The sequence below is a fragment of the Nonomuraea sp. NPDC000554 genome, from assembly GCF_040300065.1.
Classification (GTDB): Bacteria; Actinomycetota; Actinomycetes; order Streptosporangiales; family Streptosporangiaceae; genus Nonomuraea.
The window spans coordinates 216,615-234,846 of sequence record NZ_JBEPDC010000004.1; the positions used below are offsets into that span (position 1 = coordinate 216,615).

At 71.8% G+C, this 18,232-nt stretch carries 15 protein-coding genes; 9 read left to right on the forward strand and 6 right to left on the reverse strand.

Annotated features, from left to right (window positions below; translation table 11 throughout):
- Nucleotides 1–12 precede the first annotated feature (12 nt).
- Nucleotides 13–2,355 carry a carbamoyltransferase HypF gene (gene hypF, locus ABT294_RS09895; RefSeq protein ID WP_350804815.1) on the reverse strand — a complete coding sequence of 781 codons (2,343 nt, stop codon included), beginning with the start codon at nucleotides 2,353–2,355 and terminating at the stop codon, nucleotides 13–15.
- Nucleotides 2,356–2,515: 160 nt separating this feature from the next.
- Between hypF and ABT294_RS09900 the strand changes: the two genes are divergently transcribed.
- Nucleotides 2,516–4,366, forward strand: a complete 1,851-nt coding sequence (locus ABT294_RS09900; RefSeq protein ID WP_350804816.1) for a cytochrome c oxidase assembly protein — start codon at nucleotides 2,516–2,518, stop codon at nucleotides 4,364–4,366.
- Nucleotides 4,367–4,377: 11 nt separating this feature from the next.
- On the opposite strand, the gene ABT294_RS09905 is transcribed toward ABT294_RS09900, so the two are convergent.
- Nucleotides 4,378–4,902, reverse strand: a complete 525-nt coding sequence (locus tag ABT294_RS09905) for a copper resistance CopC family protein (RefSeq protein ID WP_350804817.1) — start codon at nucleotides 4,900–4,902, stop codon at nucleotides 4,378–4,380.
- Complete coding sequence (locus ABT294_RS09910; RefSeq protein ID WP_350804818.1) at nucleotides 4,842–5,489, reverse strand: hypothetical protein; 648 nt, start codon at nucleotides 5,487–5,489, stop codon at nucleotides 4,842–4,844. The genes ABT294_RS09905 and ABT294_RS09910 overlap by 61 nt, the downstream gene beginning before the upstream one ends.
- 59 nt (nucleotides 5,490–5,548) lie before the next feature.
- On the opposite strand from ABT294_RS09910, the gene ABT294_RS09915 reads away from it, so the two are divergent.
- Nucleotides 5,549–5,779, forward strand: coding sequence for a hypothetical protein (locus tag ABT294_RS09915; RefSeq protein WP_350804820.1), 231 nt, complete (start codon nucleotides 5,549–5,551; stop codon nucleotides 5,777–5,779).
- Between the two features lie 21 nt (nucleotides 5,780–5,800).
- Here ABT294_RS09915 and ABT294_RS09920 read toward each other — a convergent pair whose 3' ends face one another.
- Entirely contained in the window at nucleotides 5,801–6,538 is a 738-nt protein-coding gene (locus tag ABT294_RS09920; protein ID WP_350804821.1) for a phosphatase PAP2 family protein, read from the reverse strand.
- A gap of 169 nt (nucleotides 6,539–6,707) precedes the next feature.
- Here ABT294_RS09920 and ABT294_RS09925 point away from each other — a divergent pair, with 169 nt between their 5' ends.
- Nucleotides 6,708–7,190 (forward strand): cation:proton antiporter regulatory subunit, encoded by a 483-nt coding sequence (locus ABT294_RS09925; protein WP_350804823.1) that lies wholly within the window; start codon nucleotides 6,708–6,710, stop codon nucleotides 7,188–7,190.
- Between the two features lie 8 nt (nucleotides 7,191–7,198).
- Complete coding sequence (locus ABT294_RS09930; RefSeq protein WP_350804825.1) at nucleotides 7,199–8,359, forward strand: cation:proton antiporter; 1,161 nt, start codon at nucleotides 7,199–7,201, stop codon at nucleotides 8,357–8,359.
- Between the two features lie 64 nt (nucleotides 8,360–8,423).
- Here the strand turns inward: ABT294_RS09930 and ABT294_RS09935 are convergent, their stop codons facing one another.
- Nucleotides 8,424–9,473, reverse strand: coding sequence for an NAD-dependent epimerase/dehydratase family protein (locus ABT294_RS09935; protein WP_350804827.1), 1,050 nt, complete (start codon nucleotides 9,471–9,473; stop codon nucleotides 8,424–8,426).
- A gap of 190 nt (nucleotides 9,474–9,663) precedes the next feature.
- The gene (locus ABT294_RS09940; RefSeq protein WP_350804828.1) at nucleotides 9,664–10,233 is read right to left on the reverse strand and encodes a DUF4142 domain-containing protein; all 570 of its coding nucleotides are present in this window, start codon (nucleotides 10,231–10,233) and stop codon (nucleotides 9,664–9,666) included.
- Between the two features lie 416 nt (nucleotides 10,234–10,649).
- On the opposite strand from ABT294_RS09940, the gene ABT294_RS09945 reads away from it, so the two are divergent.
- The 5 genes from ABT294_RS09945 (at nucleotide 10,650) to ABT294_RS09965 (ending at nucleotide 18,179) form a co-directional block, all read left to right on the forward strand.
- A complete protein-coding gene (locus ABT294_RS09945; RefSeq protein ID WP_350804829.1) occupies nucleotides 10,650–11,861 on the forward strand; it encodes a S1 family peptidase in 1,212 nt (403 codons plus the stop codon).
- Nucleotides 11,862–12,014: 153 nt separating this feature from the next.
- The gene (locus tag ABT294_RS09950) at nucleotides 12,015–13,064 is read left to right on the forward strand and encodes a polyprenyl synthetase family protein (protein WP_350804830.1); all 1,050 of its coding nucleotides are present in this window, start codon (nucleotides 12,015–12,017) and stop codon (nucleotides 13,062–13,064) included.
- Between the two features lie 117 nt (nucleotides 13,065–13,181).
- Nucleotides 13,182–14,585, forward strand: coding sequence for a family 2B encapsulin nanocompartment shell protein (locus ABT294_RS09955; RefSeq protein ID WP_350804831.1), 1,404 nt, complete (start codon nucleotides 13,182–13,184; stop codon nucleotides 14,583–14,585).
- Nucleotides 14,586–14,721: 136 nt separating this feature from the next.
- The gene (locus ABT294_RS09960) at nucleotides 14,722–16,887 is read left to right on the forward strand and encodes a terpene synthase family protein (protein WP_350804832.1); all 2,166 of its coding nucleotides are present in this window, start codon (nucleotides 14,722–14,724) and stop codon (nucleotides 16,885–16,887) included.
- Nucleotides 16,888–16,946: 59 nt separating this feature from the next.
- Complete coding sequence (locus tag ABT294_RS09965) at nucleotides 16,947–18,179, forward strand: right-handed parallel beta-helix repeat-containing protein (protein WP_350804833.1); 1,233 nt, start codon at nucleotides 16,947–16,949, stop codon at nucleotides 18,177–18,179.
- Nucleotides 18,180–18,232: the final 53 nt, after the last annotated feature.

An 18,232-nucleotide genomic window follows, 5' to 3' on the forward strand; every position in this document is an offset into this window, starting at 1 on the left:
CCCAGGAGGGGGCTATCGCCCGGCTGCGAGGCGGTCCCGTGCGGCGGCGATCGCCGCCTGGCCGAGGCTGACGCCTCCGTCGTTGGGCGGGACCCGGACGTGGGTGAGCACGCGGAACCCGGAGGCGGTCAGCCGTTCCACGGTCCGCTCCAGCAGCAGCAGGTTCTGGAAGACGCCCCCGGACAGCGCGACCGTCGAGACGCCGGTGCTGTCGCGGAGCGCCTGGCAACACCGCACGACGACGTCGGTCACGCCGTTGTGGAACCTGGCGGAGATCACGGACGGGTCGGCGCCCGCCCTCAGATCCTCCGCCGCAGCCTGCACCAGGTCGGATCCGGCGATCACCATCGGGGGTCCGGCCGAGATCGCGGCCGGGTAGCGGCCCGTTTCCACCCGGTCGGCGAGCTGTTCGAGCTCGATCGCCGCCTGCCCCTCGTACGTGATCACGTCGCGGACGCCGATCAGCGCCGAGACGGCGTCGAACAGACGGCCCGCGCTGGACGTCAGCGGCGCGCCGAACCCGCTCCCGGCCAGCGCCACCACGTCGTGCCAGCGCCCCTCGTTGCGGCGGACCACGTCCAGGCCGCCGTCGAACCCGGCGGACGGACCGTCGGAACGGCCCGGGCCGGAGCAGACGGACAGGTAGGCGGCGGCCATGCGCCACGGTTGCCTGATCGCGGTGGCGCCACCCGGCATCGGGACGGGCGCGAGGTGGGCGACCCGTTCGAAGCCCGTCAGGTCCGCCAGGAGGAACTCGCCGCCCCAGAGGGTGCCGTCGGTGCCGTAGCCGAGGCCGTCGAAGGCCACTCCGATCACCGGGCCGGCCTCGCCGTTGTCGGCCAGGCAGGACGCAATGTGGGCGTGGTGGTGCTGGACCCCGACCAGTTCGACGTCCGGCAGGCTCAGGGCGTGCTTGGTGGAGAGGTACTCCGGGTGCAGGTCGTGGGCGACGATCTCGGGGCGCGCGTCGAACAGCGCCGCGAAGTGGGCGACACCTTCGGTGAAAGACCGCAGGGTCTCGTAGTTCTCCAGGTCCCCGATGTGGTGGGACAGGAACGCGTGGCGCGCCTTGGCCAGGCAGAACGTGTTCTTCAACTCGGCGCCGCAGGCGAGGATCTGCCGGGGCGCGTCCCAGGGCAGGACGATCGGGTCCGGCACGTATCCGCGCGAACGGCGCAACACCATCCCCTTGCCGCGGAAGGGGCGCACGACGGAGTCGTCCACGCGCGTGTGGATCGGGCGGTCGTGGGTGAGGAAGGCGTCGGCGATCCCGCCGAGCCGGTCGAAGGCGTCGGCGTCCGTGTACGCGATCGGCTCGTCGGAGACGTTGCCGCTGGTCAGCACGATCGGCTCGGACGCCTCCGCGAGCAGCAGGTGGTGCAGCGGCGTGTACGGCAGCATCAGCCCGAGTTCGCGGGTGCCGGGCGCGACGGCCTCCGCCACGGCGGCCCCGGGAGCGCGTGGGAGCAGCACGATGGGCCGGGCCCGGTCCGTCAGCAGGGCGGCGGCGGCGGCGTCCACCTCGCAGAGCGCGCGGGCCTGGTCCACGTCGGCCACCATGACGGCGAAGGGCTTGTCCTCGCGGTGCTTGCGCTCGCGCAGCGCCGCGGCGGCGCTGCCGTGCCCGGCCAGCACCGCCAGGTGGTAACCGCCGAGCCCCTTGACCGCCAGCACCCCACCCGCCCGCAACACCCCGACCGCACCGCGAAGCGGGTCCCCCACCGAGGACGCGCCGTGAAGCGGACCCTCCGCCGGAACGGGCGAGAGGGTTGGGGCGGCGGTCAGGCGGAGGTGGGGGCCGCAGGCCGGGCAGCACACCGGCTGGGCGTGGAAGCGGCGGTCCGCCGGGTCGTGGTACTCGGCCGCGCAGGCCGGGCACATCGCGAACCCCGCCATCGTCGTCAGCCGCCGGTCGTACGGGACCCCCCGGACGATCGTCAGCCTCGGTCCGCAGTTGACGCAGTTGACGAACGGGTAGCGGTGGCGCCGGTCCGCCGGGTCGGCGAGTTCCGCCAGGCAGTCGGCGCAGGTCGGGCTGTCGGGCGAGATCAGGGTGCGCCGGGGTCCGGTGGCGTCGCTGGGGGCGATCTGGAAGCCGTCGCCGCCGTCGGGCCTGGTCCGGGTGACGGTGATCCGGTCGATGGCGGCCAGCGGGGGCGCGTCCCGCTCCAGGGCCTGGAGGAACGCGCCGATCGCCCGCCGTCCGCCTTCCAGTTCGACGAACACGCCGTTCAGGTCGTTGCCGACCCGTCCCGCGAGGCCCAGCCGGGTCGCCAGGCCGTACACGAAGGGCCGGAAACCGACGCCCTGCACGACGCCCTCGACCCGCACTTCCACCCGCACACGCCCCGTCATCTGCACAGTCTGCAACGGGCGGCCCTCGGGGTGAACCACCGCCGGGGCGTGCCGCGCACGACCGCCCTCCCGGCTACCTCGTCAAGGACCAGTGGACCTCCGAACCCGACCGCCCGATCGCGCGTATCTCCCGTTACCGGTAGGCGACGAGGAGGCGGTCATGCCATCAACTGGACGCCGGACCTGGCTCTACGCCGGGTTCGTGTTCGCGGTGGGTGTCCTGGTGCTGGTGGCCGTGCTGCGGTTCGGGGGCGGCGGCCCCCGGCCGCAACTCCCCGGCCTGCCCGACGCGGGACTCGTCACGGGCTGGGGGCTGCCGCTGGCGCGGTTCGCCTACGACGCGTGCGCGGTGGCCACGGTGGGGACCCTGCTGGCCGCCGTCGTCCTGTCACCGAGGGGGACGCCGGAGGCCGCGGCCTGCGTCAGGGCGGCGGGCAGGTGGGCGCTGGGCTGGGCCGCGGCCACGGTCCTCACCTACCTGTTCACCCTGTCGGACGTGATCGGCGCTCCCCTCTCGGTGCTGTTCGAAGATCCGGTCGTCCTCGGCTTCGGCACCTCCCTCCCCCAGACCCAGGCCATGCTGGTGGTGCTGGCAGGTGCCGTCGTCGTGGCGCTCGGCACCCGCCTGCGGCTGAACGTCACGGGCAACGTGGCCCTGCTGGGCCTCGCCGCGTTCGGGACGCTCCCTCCCGCCTACGTCGGGCACGCCTCCTCGGCCGCCGACCACGACATCGCCGTGTCCGCCCTGATGACGCACCTGCTGGCGGCGTCCGTGTGGGTCGGCGGGCTGGCGGCGGTGCTCGTCCACTTCCGCCGCTCTGACCGGCTGCCGCTGGTGCTGCGGCGCTTCAGCACGGTCGCGCTGTGCTGCTTCGCGGCGGTCGCGGTCTCCGGCGTCGCCGGCGGCTGGGTGCGGCTGAGCGCCCTGCCGGAGCTGTGGGAGACCCGGTACGGGCTGCTGCTGCTCGCCAAGACGGCGGCGCTCGTCGCCCTGGGCGTGTTCGGCTGGCGGCACCGCCTCCGCACCGTCGCGGACGCCGCCACGCGGCCGGTGCGGCGCACGTTCACGCTGCTCGCGGCGGGCGAGGCGGCCGTGATGGTGGCGGCCGTGGCGCTGGCGGTGGGGCTGTCGCGTACGCCGCCTCCGCCGGGCAGCGGCGGCAGCCACAACCTGCTGGCACTGGAGTACGACCTGGAACCGTTCTCCGCGAGCCGGCTGATCACCGAGTTCCGGCCGGACCCGCTGGTCCTGCTGCTGCTCGCGCTCCCGGCCGTCGGCTACCTGGTGGGGCTGCGCCGGCTGGCCCGCGACCGGCTGCCGTGGCCGGCGGGACGCACGTTCTCCTGGTACGCCGGGCTGGCGGTGCTCGCGGTGGTCCTGGTCGGCGGCGTGGGCGGCTACGCGCGGGCCATGCTGTCGGTGCACGCGCTGCAGTACGCGGCTCTCACCGTGGTCGCGCCGCTGCTGCTGGCGTACGGGGCGCCGCTGACGCTCGCGGCGCGGACGACGTCCGCGAGGTCGCAGTACGGCCAGATCACCCTGCTGGGCAGCGCTCTGGCCCGCCGCCTCACCAGCCCGGCCGTCGCGCTGGCCGCGTACGCGCTGCCGCTCGTCCTCCTGTACGGGTCCGGCTGGCTGGAGCTGTCGGCGTCCAGCTACGCGGTGGACCGGCTCACGCAGGCGTTCTTCCTGGCCACCGGGCTGCTGTACTTCTGGGTGCTGGCCGGGGCCGACGCGCTGCCGAAGCCGATCTCCTGGACCACCCGCGCCTGGCTGCTCGCCGCCGTGGCCGCGATCCAGCTCGGGCTCGGCGTGCTCATGGCGGTCGGCCCGGCGCTCGCGCACAGCTGGTTCTCGCTCGTCGCCCCGCCCGGAGTGGAGGACGTGCTGGCCGACCAGCGGCTGGCGGGCGCCGTGCACATGATCGTTTCCGCGACCGCGCTCGCCGCGCTCGCCGTCCGGCTGACCTGGTGGAAGCAGGCCGCACAGCAACGCGTGGCGAGAGCGTGACGCGGGGGCGACTACTCCTCTTCGGTACGGCTCCCGCGCCTGCCGAGCAGCCAGACGGCCGCCGCGACCAGCACGAGCGCCGCCCCGGCGGCCCACAGCCAGCCGGGGACCCCGTCGGCCCCCTCCTGCTGCTGTTGCGCCGTCGGCGCCGCGGACGCGGGAGAGGCGGCGGAGCCGCCCGTGACGGTGAAGGGGATCTCGCCCTCGATCGGATGCCCGTCGGAGGACACCACCCGCCAGGCGATCACGTAGCCGCCCGGCGCGAGGGGTGCGGGCACCTCGGCCGTCACCTTGGGGCCCGTCGCCTGCGGCGGGCCGATGCTGACGGGCTTTCCCGCCGCGTCGTGCAGGACGACCGCGGGGAAGCGGACCCTGGCGCTGTACTCCAGCTCGATCCTGTCGACGCGGGCGACTCGCGCGTCCTTGGCGGGGGAACTGCTCTTGAGACTGTCGTGGGCGAGCGCGGCGGGCGCGCTCAGCGAGAGAAACAGGCCGCAGCCGAGCGCGGCGACCAGGCTCCTGCGGATGAATGCCATGGCGAATACTCCAGACGAAAGGACAGGGCGACGCGCTGGGCGTCGTGACGCACACCCCGCCCCGCGGGTGGCCCGCGTCTGGGTATCGACTCGTCGAGCTCCGTGGTGGCCCGCGGCTCCGGCTGGTACGCGACGGGCGCCCCCCGCACCAGGACGGGCGGCGCCGCCGGAGCGGCGAGCAGCAGCCGGGGCGCGCCCCACAGCCGCAGCATGAGCCACGCGGCGCGCTCACCTCGGTGCAGCCACCACCCGCTCAGCCCCGCCAGCATCAGGTGGACCAGCGGCATCCCGAGCCCGGCGTGCGCGTGCGGAACCTCGGGAGGGGGCGCGGCCACGGCGAACGCCTGGTGCAGCACGGCCTGCGCGCAGACGGTCGCGCCGAGGACGACGCGGGGGCCGCGCTCGCGCCCGTTGAGCGCGTAGGCGAGCGCCGCCGCGCCCGCGACGGAGGCCGCCATCAGGCCGAGCCCGACCGGCCCTCCCCCGGCGAAGGCATGGCCGCCCGCCGTGACCACGACGCACACCGTCGCGAAGACGATGGCTCGGGCCAGACGCGGCACCGGCTCCTCCAGGGACACAATCGCCATCTTTTCAGCTACGTCTTTCGATGCTGTACGGGTGCCCATCCCGTGCGTACGTTCAGGTTATGTGCGACCTGAACGCGGAAGAAACGCGTGCCATCGTCCGGTCCCTCAGCGAGCTCGACGCGCTGACCGATGAGGTGCGAAGGCACTCGGCCGCCATCGAGAGCACGGCCTTCATGGACCACGCGGCCCTCGCCGCCACCCTGGCGGAGCTGCGCGACCGCGCCGAGAGCGTCCGCGCCTGGGTCGCCGCCAAGCCGCAGCAGCACGCCGTGCACGGCGCCGAGCACTGAGGGGAGCACTGAGCTTCCGCACTAGAGCTGCCGGCGCGGGCGCCGGGTGGGCGGCTCGTCGGCGGCCTCGACGGCCTCCCTGAGCGGTCTCGCCGAGGGCCGGCCGAGATCGCGACGCCACGCCTCGAAGCCCGCGGTCGTGGCCGCGATCACCAGGACGCCGAGCAGCACCCCGCCGACGACGTCGCTGACCCAGTGCACGCCGAGCGCGATGCGCGTGTACGCCACTGACAGCACGAGGAACCCGGCCACGCACCAGGCCAGCGCCCTGAGCCGGGGCCGTCCGCGCAGCGCGGGCAGGATCACTAGGACGAGCACGCCCGCGCCGAGCGTCGCGTTGAGCGCGTGGCCCGAGGGGAACGCCTGGTCCGTCGCCACCGCGACAGGATCGGGGAAGTAGGGCCGCGCCCGTCCGACGAGGACCTTCAGCCAGATCCCCAGGAGGCCGCCGACGGTGATCGTGATGACCGCCCAGAAGGCCGGCCGGGACGCGCCCCGGTACACCAGGAAGGCCGCGCACAGCAGCACCGCCGCCCGCCACGGCCCCGGCCCGAACACGGCGGTCCAGACCGCGAGCACCCCGGTCAGGCCCGGCTCGCGCCGGGCGTAGGCGTGCAACCCCGACGCCACTCCCTGGTCCAGCAGACGCAGCGGCTCGAACGCGGTCTCCACCAGCACGACGAGGACCGCGAACGCGACCAGGGACGCGACGGTGAGCCACAGGCTCAGGCCGCCGCGCGTCGCCTTTCTCACGGTCATGGCGACCGCCTTGACCGGCGTGGGCGTCGCTCCGTCGTGGAGCGCAACCAGTCCACGATCATCGCTCCTCGCTACCCGGCGTCCGGGTGATCACACGCTTACTGGGCGTTTTATGTAACCTTGGTAGGGTTGGTGAAATTGCGGGACTCTCGTTGGGTGGGATAGCACGGTGGACGTCGAACAGACGGCACTGCCAGGAATCGGTCTGCGGCACGAGTTCACCACACGATCCGGCATGCGGGTCGGCGTCGTGTCGCATCGCACCGGCCGCCGAGATCTGGTGATCTACGACAGGAACGACCCCGATCGTGCCTGCGAGACCGTCAAGCTGAACGACGAGGAGGCCGACGCGCTGGCGGAGCTGCTCGGCGCGCCCCGCATCGTGCAGCGGCTCAACGAGCTACACCAGCAGGTCGAGGGCCTGGTCAGCATGCAGTACCCGATCCCGTCGGGATCGCCGTACGCGGGCAGGCCGATGGGCGACGCGCGGGTGCGGACCCGCACCAGCGCCTCCATCGTCGCCGCGGTGCGGTCCGGGCAGGTCTTCGCCAGCCCCGGGCCCGATTTCGTGTTCGCCGCGGGCGACGTCGTCGTCGTGGTCGGCAGCGCCGACAGCACCGCCGAGGTGGCCGACATCCTGGCAAACGGGTAGGGCCGCGGGTGCATCACACCGCAATACTGTTTCTCGAGTTCGGTGCCGTCCTGCTTGGCCTGGGCGTGCTCGGAGCGCTGGCGCTGAAGGCCGGCATCTCCCCCATTCCCCTCTATCTCGTCGCCGGGCTGGCGTTCGGCACCGGCGGCGTGCTCCCGCTGGCCACCAGCGAGGAGTTCATCGGCATCGGCGCGGAGATGGGCGTCGTCCTGCTGCTGCTCACGCTCGGGCTCGAATACAACGCCGACGAGCTGGTCACCAGCCTGAAGGGCAACGCCCCCGCCGGCCTCGTGGACCTGGTGCTCAACGCCGCCCCCGGAGCGATCTGCGCGCTGCTGCTCGGGTGGGGGCCTGTCGCCGCCGTCGCCATGGCGGGCGTCACCTACGCCACCTCGTCGGGCATCACCGCCAAGGTCCTGTCGGACCTGGGCTGGATCGGTAACCGCGAGACCCCGACCGTGCTGTCGCTGCTGGTCTTCGAGGACCTGACGATGGCGATCTATCTGCCGGTCCTGACCGCCATGCTGGCGGGCCTCAGCCTGCTGAGCGGCGCGATGACGGTGGCCATCGCGCTGGCCACCGTGAGCGTCGTCCTGCTCGTGGCCCTGCGTTTCGGACGCTTCATCGAGGCGTTCGTGGCCAGTCCGAACAACGAGGTGCTGCTGCTGAAAGTGGTCGGGCTCGCGCTCCTGGTCGCGGGGCTGGCGCAGCAGCTCCAGGTGTCGGCGGCGGTGGGCGCGTTCCTCGTCGGCATCGCGCTGTCGGGTCAGCTGGCGCACGACGCCCAGGCCCTGCTGGCACCGCTGCGCGACCTGTTCGCCGCGGTGTTCTTCGTCTTCTTCGGGTTGCAGACCGATCCGAAGAAGATCCTCCCCGTGGCCGGGCTGGCCGCGCTGCTCGCCCTGGTCAGCATGGTCACCAAGCTGCTGACCGGCGCGTACGCGGCCAGACGCGCCGGCATCGCCAAGGCGGGTCAGGCGCGCGCGGGCATCGCGCTCATCCCGCGCGGGGAGTTCAACATCGTCATCGCGGGGCTGGCGGTCGCGGCGGGCGCCCACCCCGACCTGGGCCCGCTGGCCGCCGCGTACGTGCTCATTCTGGCGGCCTTCGGCCCGCTGGCGGCCAAACTCGTGCAGCCGCTGATCACAGCCATCGCCAAGAAAGCCTGACCACCTCCGGACACGGCCACCGCCGAGGAAGCCCGGCCGCCGTACCCCTGATCCGGTCACCGAGCTAGGAACGGCCACCGACGCCGGTGGCAAGCTCGCGCAGACGGTCGGCGGCGCCGGCCTCCGGGGCGAGCGGCGGGGTGTCCATTCCGGCGCCGTCGTGGACGCCCTCGATCAGCTCCCGCACGGCCTCGCCCGCGCTGTGCCTGGGCGTCCAGCCCAGCACCTCCCTGGCCCGGTCCACCTTCATCAGCGGGATCTGCATGGCCAGTTCCAGCAGCCCAGGCGCGGCAGGCAGGAGCCGCATCCGCCAGCCCGCCGCCATCGCCGTCCTGGCCAGCCAGGACGAAACCGGCAGCGTGCGGACGCCCAGCAGCTCGGCCAGCATCGCCGGGTCGAGCACCGGGTCGGCCGCCAGGTTGAAGGCCCCGCTGACAGGCCGGGTCACGGCCAGCCGGTACGCCTCACCGGCGTCGTCGGCGTGCAGCGCCTGCAGCCGAAGCCGCGGAATGTCCGGAACGAAGGGGATTCTTCTGGCCTTGACCAGCCTGCGTGGCAGGAACGGTCCGGCGAACAGCCGCCGCTGCTCGGTCGCGGCCTCCCGTTTGACGATGAACGCAGGCCGCATCCGCACCACCCGGATGCCGGGGTGGTCGTGCTCGTACACGTCCAGGACCCGCTCGACGTAGGCCTTCTCCCGCCCGTAAGCGGCGCCGGGCCAGCCGTGCGTCGGCCACCTCTCGTCCACCGGCTGGTCCTTCGGCCCCGGCGAGTACGCGCCCACGGACGAGGCGTGCACCAGCACCGGCACCCCGCTCTCCGCCACGGCGCGGAACACCCGCATGCTGCCCAGCACGTTCGCCCGCCAGGTGACCCAGGGGTCGCGGGTCGGCTGGAACAGCCACGCGAGATGGACGACCGCGTCGGCGCCTTCGAAGATCCGCACCAGGTCGTCGGTGACCACGTCGGCCCTGCGCCACTCGGTGCGCCCCGGTTGCCAGCCGGGCAGCCTGCGGGCCACGCCGACGATCGAGGCCACGGTCGCGTCGGCCTCCAGCGCCCGGACCAGGCTCGTCCCGACGTTGCCCGTCGCGCCCACCACAACGACTCTCATGGGCCCCCGCTGCCCCCTCGGCTCACCCGCGAAACCCTCTTGACCCGCCCTGACCAGCCTCTTTGGTCGATCAGAACAGGGACGAGCCCGAAGACGGCGACGCCGCCTTCGGGCCATGTGTTCTGCCGGACGAGCGGCAGCGCGCCGGGCAGAGGTGGGCGAACCACCTGTCCAGCGACCGCGCCCGCGGTCACTGGCCGCCGGCCGCCTGCTTCAGCTTCTCCAGGTGCTTCTCGAGGGTGGGCATCGCCGTCTTGGCCAGTTCTTGCACCGCCGAGGACGCGCCGCCCTGCTGTTCCGCGGTGGTGTCCTTGATGGCCCCCTCGTGGGCCTTGATCATGGCGTCGATCCACGCCTGGTCGAACTTCTTGCCCGACTCCTGCTTCAGCGTCTTGGCCGCCTCCACCTGCATGTCGGTCGGGTCGTTGGGCAGCTGGACGCCCAGCTTCTCGGCGGCCTTCCTGACCGAGGCGTCGAACTTGGTGTGGTCCTTGACCAGCAGCTCGCCGAGCGCCTTGACGTTCTCGGTGGCGCCCTGGTCCTGGGCCAGCTTGCCCGCCGCGATCTCGGCCAGGTTGCCCTGGTGAATGGTCTTCATCCAGGTCTCGTCCTGCTCGGACGGCGCGGCCATGGTCGACTGCCCCGGCGATTCGGGCGTCAGCCCGAGCGCGTTGGTGCTGGACCCGCCCCCGCATCCGGCGACCGTGGAGACGGCCAGCGCGGCCAGGAGCAGAGTCGGGTACGAATAGCGAAGAGGCATGAAGATCTCCGATGAGTTTCCGTGTGACAACGGTTAAACACATAGTGATACGAGATGAGCACGGAGAGTAATCTTTCGCCTCCGTCCGCGCGTCGCACCCGGCACGATCAGGCCGGTGACAGGGGGAGTTGTTGAGGTTCCGGCCGGCGAGGTTGCCAGGGTCGTAGGAGCGCTTGACCAGCACCAGCCGTTCGCCCATCGCGGCCGACAGGCGGGGTTGTCCGGGCGTTCCGAGTGATCGCGTGTCCTTCCACGATCTCGTCGAGCCGGTCGGTTTACATGGAGAGGCCGGAGCGGGCCGCTTCTCCACATGCGTGGCACGGCAGAACTCGCCGGCGACATCACCGTGACAGGAGTCCCAGACGCGATCACTCTTCGCGTTCGGGCTCGTACGGCTTGTACGCGAGGAGAGGCACATGCCCCCCAGGAAGACCGCGACGGCGAGCACCGCGCTGGCCGTCACCCTGCTGGCCACTCCGGCCCTGGCCCCCACCGCGCGAAGCGCGACCGCGCCCGGCGGCAGCCTCTACGCGGCCGCCAGGGAGCGGGCCGCCGCGTCCGCGGACCCGCCCGCCGGCCTCGTCGAAGCACTCAGCCGCGACCTACGGATCTCCGACGACCAGGCGGGCGTCAGGCTGCTCAACGAGACGGCGGCCGCCGACGTCGAGCCGCGGCTCAGAGCCCTGCTCGGCCCCACGTACGGCGGCGCCTGGGTGACGGGCCCGACCTCCACCATGATCGCCGCCACCACCGACAGGAACCAGGTGCCCGCCATCACGCAGGCCGGGGCCCAGGCACGCGTGGTCTCCCGCTCGCTCCAGCAACTCAACCGGGTCAAGGCCGCGCTCGACCGGGCGTCGGCCACGGCCCCCAGAACAGCGCCGATCTGGTACGTGGACCTGCCCGGCAACCGCGTGGTCGTGCTGTCGTCGACGCCCACCACGGCCCGCGCATGGGTGGACGCGGTCGGCGTCAACACCTCGGCCGTGGAGGTCGTCCGCTCCGACGAGAAGCCCGCCCTCTTCTACGACGTGCGCGGCGGCGACGCCTACTACATCGACTCGCGCGCCCGCTGCTCCATCGGCTTCGCCGTGACCAAGGCCGGTTCGCCGGGCGGCTTCGTCAGCGCCGGGCACTGCGGCTCCGAGGGGGCCACGACCGCGGGCACCAACTGGACGCCGCAGGGCACCTTCCGCGGCTCCTCCTTCCCCGGCAACGACTACTCGTGGGTCGAGGTCGGCACGAACTGGACGCCGCTCGGCGAGGTGGACGCCTACGACGCCGGGATGCTCCCCGTACGCGGCTCCACCGTCGCCATCGCGGGCTCCTCGGTCTGCCGCTCCGGATCGACCACCCACTACCACTGCGGCACGGTGCAGCAGGTCGACACGAGCGTCACCTACGCGCAGGGGACGGTGAACGAGGTCACCAGGACCGACGTCTGCGCCGAGCCCGGCGACTCGGGCGGCTCGTTCATCTCCGACGACCAGGCCCAGGGAGTCACCTCCGGCGGCGCGGGCAACTGCACCAAGGGCGGCATCACGTACTTCCAGCCGGTCAACGAGATCCTCACCACCTACGGCCTCACCCTGGCCACCGCGCCCACCCCTCCGGCGAGCAACCTGTGACCCGTCGGAGCTGCGAGATCTACCGCCGCCCCGGGCGGCGCGACCGTTGTGACTCCTGAGTCAAGAGAACACTCCAGAGCCGAAAGACACTTTACACGCTCCGTATTGAATGACTAACTAGGGGTAGCTATCGCCTGACGGAAAGAACTCGACATGACGACGGGCTACACGCAGACCGCGGTGGGACCCCGCATAGACGACCGGCTCACCGGCTTCCTGGACGACTGGCGATCCCCTGTCGCCGACCCCGACGTGGTCGCGGCCTACCAGCTGCTGACCGACTTCATCCTCAGCGGCGGCAAGCGCGTCCGCCCGCAGCTGTGCTACTGGGGCTGGCGGGGAGCCGGCGGCGACGACTGCGACGAGATCATCAGCGCCGCCGCGGCCCTGGAGTTGTGCCACGCCGGGCTCCTCATCCACGACGACATCATGGACGGCAGCGAGCTGCGCCGCGGCCACTCGACGATCCACCGGAGCCTGGCCGACCTGCACAAGGGCCCCGACTCCGAGTCGTTCGGCCAGGCGGGCGGCATCCTGCTCGGCACGCTCAGCCTGGCCTGGTCCGACACGCTGCTGTCGTCGTGCGGGGTGGAGCCCGGTCGCCTGCGGGCCGCGCACCACCTGTTCGACGCCATGCGCACCGAGGTCATCAGCGGCCAGTACCTGGACATCCTGGCCCAGCTCCGGTCGGGCGCGAGCGTGTCGCAGGCCCTCACGGTGATCCGCTACAAGACCGCCAAGTACACCGTGGAACGCCCGCTGCAGATCGGCGGCGCGCTCGCGGGGGCGTCCGCCGAACTGCTCGACGCCTACTCACGGTTCGGGCTGCCGCTCGGCGAGGCATTCCAGCTCCGCGACGACGTGCTGGGCACGTTCGGCGCGTCCGCCGACACCGGCAAGTCGGCGCTCGACGACCTGCGGGAGGGCAAGCACACGGTGCTGATCGCGCACGCCTTACGGCTGGCGTCCCCGGCCCAGCTCGCGCACCTGAAGACCTGGCACGGCAACCCGGAGCTGGACGAGTTCCGGGCCGCCGAGATCCGCCAGATCCTGCTCGACACCGGCGCGCTCACGGAGGTCGAGGACATGATCGGCGAACGGTTCCGCGAGGCCGCCCGCGCACTCGAGAGCGCCCCCATCACCGCCGAGGCGCGCGACGCCCTGACCGTGCTGGCCGACCAGCTCGCCCACCGTGACAGGTAGGCCCCCGCCCGCACGTCCTCCCCCGCGCACCTGCGCCCGCGACCTCCCCCTCTCGCACGACCTTCTCTCCGCGCAACGTCCCCGGGTTAGTTCCTCTATGGAGATTGGTGGTGTCCCATGACCGAATCGACCTCGTCCCCCCTGGAACAGCAGCAGCAACTCAGCCTCAGCACCGAAGCCGCGCGAACTCTCGCGACGACCACCAAGTCCGTCCCGCAGATGCAGGAGATCTCCTCCCGCTGGCTGCTGAAACTGTTGCCGTGGGTGCAGACCTCCGGCGGCGTCTTCCGCGTCAACCGCCGGCTCAGCTACACGCTCGGCGACGGCCGGATCACCTTCACCACGACCGGTGCGGAGGTCCGCGTCATCCCCGCCGAGCTCACCGAGCTGCCCGCGCTGCGCGGCTTCGACGAGATGGCCGCCCTGGAGGCGCTCGCCGACCGGTTCGACCAGCAGGAGGTGTCGGCGGGCCAGGAGATCGTCAGAGAGGGCGCGCCGAGAGACCGGCTGATCCTCATCGCGCACGGCAGGGTGAGCAGGACGGCCACGGGCGCGTACGGCGACGAGCAGAACCTCGGCGTGCTGGCCGACGGCGACCACCTGGGCGAGCAGATGCTGACGGAGTCCGGCGAGTGGGAGTACACCGCGCGGGCCAGCACCGCCTGCACGGTGCTCACGCTCTCCAGCCGTGACTTCGAGCAGGTCGCGGAGCAGGCTCCGGAGCTGCGAGAACACCTGCAGCGCTGGCGTGAGAGCGGCGGGCAGGCGCAGAACGACTACGGCGAGGCCGAGATCGCGCTCTCCTCCGGCCACTCGGGCGAGCCCACGCTGCCGGGCACGTTCGTCGACTACGAGGTCAGCCCGCGCGAGTACGAGCTGAGCGTGGCGCAGACCATCCTGCGCGTTCACACCCGGGTCTCCGACCTGTACAACCAGCCGATGAGCCAGCTCGACCAGCAGCTCAGGCTGACCGTCGAGGCGCTGCGGGAGCGGCAGGAGCACGAGCTGATCAACAGCCGCGAGTTCGGCCTGCTGCACAACGCCGACCTCAAGCAGCGCATCCGCACCCGAGGCGGCGCGCCGACCCCCGACGACATGGACGACCTGCTGGCCACGGTGTGGAAGGGTCCGTCGTTCTTCCTGGCTCACCCGAAGGCCATCGCCGCCTTCGGCAGGGAGTGCAGCAGGCGCGGCATCTACCCGCAGGGCAGCGAGGTCAACGGCCACCGGGTGCCCGCCTGGCGCGGCGTCCCGATCTTCCCGTGCAACAAGATCCCGGTCACGGACACCCGCACGAGCTCGATCCTGCTCATGCGCACCGGCCAGGAGAACCAGGGCGTGATCGGGCTGCACCAGACCGGCATCCCCGACGAGTACCAGCCGAGCCTGTCGGTGCGGTTCATGAGCATCAACGAGAAGGCCGTCATCTCCTACCTGGTCAGCGCCTACTACTCGGCGGCGGTGCTCGTCCCCGACGCGCTCGGCGTCCTCGAGGACGTGGAGATCGGGCGCGAGGGCTGACCTGGACGCGGCCTCCGCCTCTTGAGGCGACCAAGGGCCGCGCGCCCCGCCATGGACCGTTCCATGGCCGCCATCTACCGCGCGCCCCGCCCACCCGGCGGGGCGCGCTCGACCACGTGGAGATCGGAGGGACGTCTTGACCGCTCAACCGTTCGAGCTGCCGGACTTCTACATGCCGTACCCCGCACGGCTCAACCCGCACGTCGAGGAGGCCAGGCGGCACTCCGGGCAGTGGGCGCGCGAGATGGGGATGCTGGAGGGTTCGGGCATCTGGGAACAACGCGACCTGGACTCCCACGACTACGCGTCGCTGTGCGCGTACACGCACCCCGACTGCGACGGCGCGGAGCTGTCGCTGGTCACCGACTGGTACGTCTGGGTGTTCTTCTTCGACGACCACTTCCTGGAGACGTTCAAGCGCAGCGGCGACCGCGAGGGCGGCAGGGCGTACCTGGACCGGCTGCCCGCGTTCATGCCGATGGACCTGGCCGCCGGGGTGCCCGAGCCGGCCAACCCGGTCGAGGCGGGCCTGGCGGACCTGTGGGCCAGGACGGTCCCGGCGCGTTCCGTCCAGTGGCGGGCGCGTTTCGCGGAGAGCACCAGGAACCTGCTGAACGAGTCGCTCTGGGAGCTGTCCAACATCAACGCGAACCGGGTCGCCAACCCGGTGGAGTACATCGAGATGCGGCGCAAGGTCGGCGGCGCGCCGTGGTCGGCGGGGCTGGTCGAGCACGCGGTGGGCGCGGAGGTGCCGGACCGCATCGCCGCCTCGCGGCCGATGCGGGTGCTGCGTGACGCCTTCGCCGACGCGGTCCACCTGCGCAACGACCTGTTCTCCTACCAGCGGGAGGTCGGTGACGAGGGCGAGCTGAGCAACGGTGTCCTGGTCCTGGAGACCTTCTTCGGGTGCAGCACCCAGGAGGCCGCCGACACGATCAACGACGTGCTCACCTCGCGGCTCCAGCAGTTCGAGCACACCGTGTTCACCGAGCTGGGCCCGCTGTTCGTGGAGTACGGGGTGGACCCGCTGTCGGCCGCCGGCGTGCTGGCCTACGTCAAGGGGCTGCAGGACTGGCAGTCGGGCGGCCACGAGTGGCACCTGCGCTCGAGCCGCTACATGAACGAGCGGGCGCGGGCGGGCGACGCCCTCGGCCCGAAGTCGGTCGTGGAGGCTGTCGGCGCGAGGCGGGTCCGCTCGTACACGCACGTGCCCCACCCCGTGGGCCCGTCGATCATCCCCGACCTCCAGTTGCCGTACGAGCTCAGGCTCAGTCCCCACCTGGACTCCTCCCGCCGCAACACGCTCGCGTGGGCGCGCGAGATGGGCATCGTCGACCCGGTGCCGGGCCTGCCGGGCCCCGGCGTCTGGGACGCGGCCAAGCTGATCGACTACGACCTGCCGCTGTGCGCTGCGGGGCTGGATCCCGACGCCTCCCCCGACGAGCTCGACCTGAGCTCGTTCTGGCTGGCCTGGGGCACCTACGGCGACGACTACTTCCCCGCCGTCTTCGGCGCGACCCGCAACCTGGTCGGCGCGAAGATCGCGGCCGACCGGTACTCGCTGTTCATGCCGATCGAGGGGCCCGTCACCGCCGTCCCCACCGACCCGCTCGAACGCGGCCTGGCCGACCTGTGGGCCCGTACGGCGGGGCCGCTGAGCCTGTCGGGACGCCGCAGCTTCCGCAAGGCCATCGAGGACATGGTGGCGAGCTGGCTCTGGGAGCTGTCGAACCAGGCGCAGAACCGGGTGCCCGACCCCGTGGACTACATCGAGATGCGGCGGCTGACCTTCGGCTCCGAGCTGACGATGAGCCTGTGCAGGCTGGCCCACCAGAAGGAGATACCGCCGGAGATCTACCAGAGCGGGCCGATGCGGTCGCTGGAGAACGCCGCCATGGACGCCGCCTGCCTGATCAACGACATCTTCTCTTACCAGAAGGAGATCGAGTTCGAGGGCGAGGTGCACAACTGCGTGCTGGTCGTACAGAACTTCTTCGGCTGCGACTACCCGACGGCCCTGAACGTGGTCGCCGACCTGATGGCGGCGCGCGCCCGCGAGTTCGAGCACGTCGCCGCCGACGAGCTGCCGGTGCTGTACGACGACTTCCAGCTGGGCGCCGAGGTCCGAGAGACGCTCGCGGCCTACGTGGAGGACCTGCGGAACTGGCTCGCCGGGATCCTCAACTGGCACCGGCACTGCCTGCGGTACGACGAGGTCTCGCTGCGCCGGCACCACCGGACCCCCGAGTGGCGGCTCGGCGGCCCGACAGGATTGGGAACATCCGCCGCCACGCTCCGTTAGAGGAGCTTTCGGTCCGCTGACCTGCCAGGATGATCGCGATTCTGGACGGGGGACGGACCATGAACACACATTTCACTCCTCAGGCGGCGGCGGCCATCGCGACGGTGGCCGCCACCGGGATCGCCGTCGTACTGCCCGCGATCCCGCTCTCGAAGGCGGTGAAGCAGGAGCCGGGCACGGGGGCCCGGCGCGGCGGCAAGGTAGAGGCGGTGTGCGCCAACGACAGCGGCGACGCGAAGACCCTCCAAGAGGCGATCGACTCGTCCGGGGAGGGCGACGAGATCGTCTTCAAGGGGCCGTGCCTGATCGACGCGACCATCACGCTGCTCGACCACCGCACCTACCGCGGCGTCTCGAAGGCCGGCGCGACGATCAAACAGGCCGACGGGGCCAACCTGCCCGCCATGCTGGCTTCGGAGTCATGGGCCGCGAACCGTCCGTACGGCTCCGAGACGGTACGGATCGAACAGCTGACGCTCGACGGCAACCGCGACCACAACACCGGCACCGTGGGCCTGATGCTGCGCTCGTGGAACAGCCGGGTCGAGGACGTCGACATCCTGGGCGCGCCCTCTGATGGCATCCGGGTGAGCAATCCGTCGAAGAACGGCACGCCGCTGAAGAACACGATGGTCAACAGCATCATCAGCGACGTGTACATCGAGGGTTCCGGCGGCGCGGGGGTCAGGGTGCTCGACCCGGGCAACTCGGTCACCGACTGGGTGTTGGAACGTTCCTGGATCGCCGACAGCGGCACGAGCGCGGTCGAGCTCGACAACGCCGCCGGCTGGACCCTCAACGGCCTGCACGTGTACGGGGTGCGCAGGAACGCGATCGACGCGCACCGCTGCTTCGGCACCTCGATCGTGAACAACTACGTCGAGGACTTCGGCGGCGAGGGGTCCGCTGGGCGGACGTACTACGGCATCCGCTGCGACCTACAGGGCGAGGCCGCGAGCGTGGTGAGCGACAACAAGATCCACAACTTCCCGCCGCTGGGCGCGGCGGCCAGGGCGGGGCAGCCCAAGGCCCTCGGGCAGCACGCCAGGCCGTCGAAGCGGTCCCGCACCGACTACGTCTACCTCGCCCTGGACCAGGTCAACTACGGTGTCGGACACGCCGCGGTGACCGGCAACACGATCCTCGGCCACGGCACGGGCCGCGAGACCGGCATCCTGTACGGCAAGGGCCAGGGCCGGGGGATGTCCGTCACCTCCACCGGCAACCTCGTCGACTCGGTCGGCGTCCCGCGCGCTGCCGGGCGTGGCGTGCAGCTGGGCAGGGACTACTGAACGCGCAGGGCCGGCCCAGCGGATGCGCTGGACCGGCCCTCGGCCGCACGACG